At 38.5% G+C, this 4,002-nt stretch carries 3 protein-coding genes; all 3 read right to left on the reverse strand.

Features of this window, described 5'->3' with window-relative positions; genetic code table 11:
- Positions 1-449 precede the first annotated feature (449 nt).
- The 3 genes from nadB to ACIR131C_RS0113665 all read right to left on the reverse strand — a co-directional run bounded on the left by nadB (position 450) and on the right by ACIR131C_RS0113665 (position 3,741).
- On the reverse strand, positions 450-2,126 hold the full coding sequence (nadB, locus tag ACIR131C_RS0113655; protein WP_028090654.1) for an L-aspartate oxidase: 1,677 nt from the start codon (positions 2,124-2,126) through the stop codon (positions 450-452).
- A gap of 139 nt (positions 2,127-2,265) precedes the next feature.
- A complete protein-coding gene (gene psbU / locus ACIR131C_RS0113660) occupies positions 2,266-2,694 on the reverse strand; it encodes a photosystem II complex extrinsic protein PsbU (protein ID WP_028090655.1) in 429 nt (142 codons plus the stop codon).
- A 315-nt stretch (positions 2,695-3,009) separates the two neighbouring features.
- Positions 3,010-3,741, reverse strand: coding sequence for a DUF3120 domain-containing protein (locus ACIR131C_RS0113665; protein WP_028090656.1), 732 nt, complete (start codon positions 3,739-3,741; stop codon positions 3,010-3,012).
- Positions 3,742-4,002: the final 261 nt, after the last annotated feature.

The following is a 4,002-nucleotide window of genomic DNA, read 5'->3' on the forward strand; positions in this document are numbered from 1 at the left end:
ATCATCTTAAGATATTGGAAAAATAGAAATTTAGTAGGTACTTGTGAAAATTATCCAGGAATTTGACATTTAAAGTAGAAAATGTCCGCATTCTATACACAAAATGTATAATTTATTTTTAGTATTTTTTGATTTATGTACTATGACACATAGAATTTATCACAGAACCTAATTATTTACAAATGCTAATTAATCGGAAATTCAAAGCAAAATTCTTGAAAATTAGGAAAGAACGGATATTAAAATTCAAAATCGTTTAATTACTTCTCTATCCTGAGTTTTACACGATTTTTAAGCTGTATTATAGTTGTAGTAATGTTTCTAACCCACATTCCCCAAGTGTTTTTTTGAATTTTCGGAATTATCCATAGGAATTAATTTCCGTAATAACCGATTGTGACAGTTCAGGGCGCGGAGTATGGGATATAACCCATCTTCCGCCAGCTATATCAGCTATTACCCATTACCCATTCCTGATTTTTCACCAGAGTATGCACTTGCCAATTAGGATCAGTTTGGGGATAATCTAAACGATAATGTCCACCACGGCTTTCAGTTCTAAAAACAGCACTTTTGAGAATTAATTCGGCCACATCTAATAAATTACGAGTTTCTGCCCAAAGCCGCAATTCTTTTTCAATTTTCGGTTGTTGAAAATTAACTGATTGTCTAGGCTGTAAACTTAATAATAATTGACTTAAAGGTAAAGCAGCAAAGTCTTCTTGCCAGGATGAAATTTGCAAAATGGCATTTTCTAAACTTGATTTTTCTCGACAAATACCCGCACTTTTCCAGACTAGACGGGGTAAATTTTGGCGAATTTCTGCTAATTGTCCTGGTTGATTTTCCCAATCAATTGCAGACGGGTTAACTGTAAAATTTCCATTTTTAATAAAGTTAACAGATTTCTGTTTTTGAATTATCAATTTTTCATGATCAAGATTAGCCATTTGCGCCCCAAAGACAATACACTCTAAAAGAGAATTACTGGCTAAACGATTTGCACCATGTACCCCCGTACTAGCGGTTTCCCCAACAGCATATAAACCGGGAATATTGGTCGAATTAGTCACATCTGTGAGAATACCACCCATCCAATAATGGGCGGCTGGAGAAACGGGAATGGGTTGATTAAAGACATCAATGCCCCAACGTTGACAAACGGCGATGATATTGGGGAAACGATGACGAATTTTCTCAGGGGGAATAGGACGCATATCTAACCAAACATGGGCTGTAGCCGGGTCAGAGGCGGTATTTTGTAAATGACTAAAAATTGCTCGACTCACCACGTCTCGCGGCGCTAATTCCCCAGCTGGGTGGTAATCAAAAGCAAAACGTCGTCCGGTATCATCCACAAGGTACGCCCCTTCACCGCGCACGGCTTCACTAATGAGAAAACGTCCTGGTTTACTCAAGGCTGTAGGATGAAACTGGACAAATTCTAAATCCCGAAGAATCGCCCCCGCCCGCCAAGCAATGGCCACACCATCACCTGTACTTACTTCTGGGTTAGTAGTTTGGGCAAATACTTGACCACCGCCACCAGTAGCTAAAATTACTGCTCCGGCTCTCACCCAGGTAATTTTACCGTGATAAAATAGGCTAATTCCCAAACATTGACCGGTTTGGGGTTCTATCCACAAATTCAAAGCCAAAGCTTGCTGAATTACTGTGATATTCTGACGACGTAGAACTTGATTTTTCAGGGTAGTTGTAACTTCTCTACCAGTGGTATCAGCCGCATGGAGAACGCGAGGACGAGAATGGGCTGCTTCTAAGGTTAATGCTAAGTTACTGTCATGACGATCAAAAGCGACTCCTAAATTAACTAGGGATTGAATACAACTGGGAGCTTGTTCAGCTAAAAATTTTACAGCATCCAGATCACATAAACCCGCCCCGGCTTTTAAGGTGTCTTCAATATGCAGTTTGGGCGAATCTTCCGGGGACACGGCAGCGGCTATGCCACCTTGCGCCCAATCACTGGCAGAGAGGGAAACTGTTTCTTTAGTAATTAAGCCGACTTGTAAGGATGCTGGTAAACATAGGGCTGTATATAGTCCTGCTGCACCAGCACCGACTACTAAAACATCAAATTGGTTAGGAATATCTATATCAGACAAGGTGAGGTAATAGGTAATAGGTAATGGGTTGGGTCATGGGTAATAGGTAATTGGTCATGGGTCATGGGTAATGGGGAAATCTATGAAACTTCCTGCCTCTTACCTCTACCAATCACCAATTACCAATTACCAACTAGGGTTATCTGTAGATACCGTTGTTAATGCGATCATCACCTTCGTTGAAGTTAGGCTCAAATTCTGTCACGGTGAAATTATCCAAATTGGCTTGCAAAAGTGTTTTTTGTTTATCGCTCAATTTTGGGATATTTAATACATCCTCTACTTTTTTGTAGGGAGCATTTTTGATAATTTTCTTAGCCAAGGTGGGATATAGTCCTGGATACTTTTGGAAAGCAGCGATATTGGTATTATTCAAATCAATTTTTTTACCAAAGTCCGTTCCCAGTTTCTCATCTGCTTTGTTTTGGCGAGCAACTGCTAAAACAGGAACCTGATTTCCTGCAAAGCTATTGAAACTAACAGCTTGGGCTGTTTGGGTAGTTCCCAATATTCCCCAACAACCTAGCAACAATGTAAATACAGTGAATAAACGCACCAATCCTTTCACGATTTTTTACCTCTTTCTATCAAACAGCAATTAAATTGTTGATTATTTGCAGCCACAAGCCATAAACCGCAGGGCATAAGCCAGAATTTTCAGGTTGTTAGAGCAGTTTCTATTCTAACTTGATCCTGATTTTCTCATGGTTTAGCTTCTTCGTTTTAGCTTGGGATCTTGCACAACAGTCATCAAGAACTAATATACAGCGTATCAATATCCACAATATTCACTACTATTTGGTTGACTTTGACTTTTGCCAAAAATTTTTCCTCATAGCACTTACGCGCCTATTTTTGGGTGTTTTCCCCAGTTATGGGAATTTCACGCTAGAACCGCTGCTATTAAGAATAGACTGTCTACTAGAATTGTACTCAAAATTGCCCCTCCAAAGGCATACCAATGGCATTGTTTATTCAGTAAAGAGACTGTTCCCACTGTCATCAGTATCAGCGCCAGAATAACAGCCCAGCCTTCTCCCCAGGGTGTTTCGACTTGTTCTAAGGCATTTTGTAAGATTTGTGAAGCTCCTGCCGGGGTTGTTCTCATAATTTGTCGCCAATAGGGCATCAAATCTACTAAATAAAAATAAATATCGGTTAAAACTGTCCCTAGCAAAGAACCTAAATAAAACCAATTGCCGATTTTACCCCAATTTTTGCGTAAACACCACAAAGCAAAGGGTAATCCTAGTGATTCTATGGGTATATGCCAGATTGGTTCATATCTTAACCAACCCCAATAAATTGCCCCTGTCAACCAAGTCCAGCTAAACCCAAAGAGTAAATCTCCCCATAAATAGGTTCGTGAACTTGACATTAATCTCATACTGAACCAAAGTAAAAAGCCTGTTAAAAATACACTTAGCGCAGGAAATGATCTTACTAGTGGTGCTTCCACAAACACTGGTACTGATACTAAAAATACTGATGCTGCAAATACTAACCAATTTTGTCGGGAAGATATAAAGTTTATTAAAGACGTATTTTTAACGCCATCATCAATATCTAGCGTAGGGTTAGTAGCTGTATAGGAGAAGAATGTATGATTAATCAAAGTTTCTAATATTTGTTACTAAACTTTACTTATTCCACAATATCATAATTGATAATCCCCCCAGGGGGCATCTTGATTATACACATTATACACGAAATTTATTGATAGGACTATGCACTCAAGTAAAGAATGAAAAAATATTATTATTTCCAAAATGAATCTCCGCAGTAGGGAAATAATAACCACAAATTCTCAAATTACAAGATTGATTACATAATTTGGATATTTTGTTCTAGGGATATAAGTTATTTATATGAGATT

The organism is Dolichospermum circinale AWQC131C, assembly GCF_000426905.1.
In the GTDB taxonomy this organism is placed as follows: domain Bacteria; phylum Cyanobacteriota; class Cyanobacteriia; order Cyanobacteriales; family Nostocaceae; genus Dolichospermum; species Dolichospermum circinale.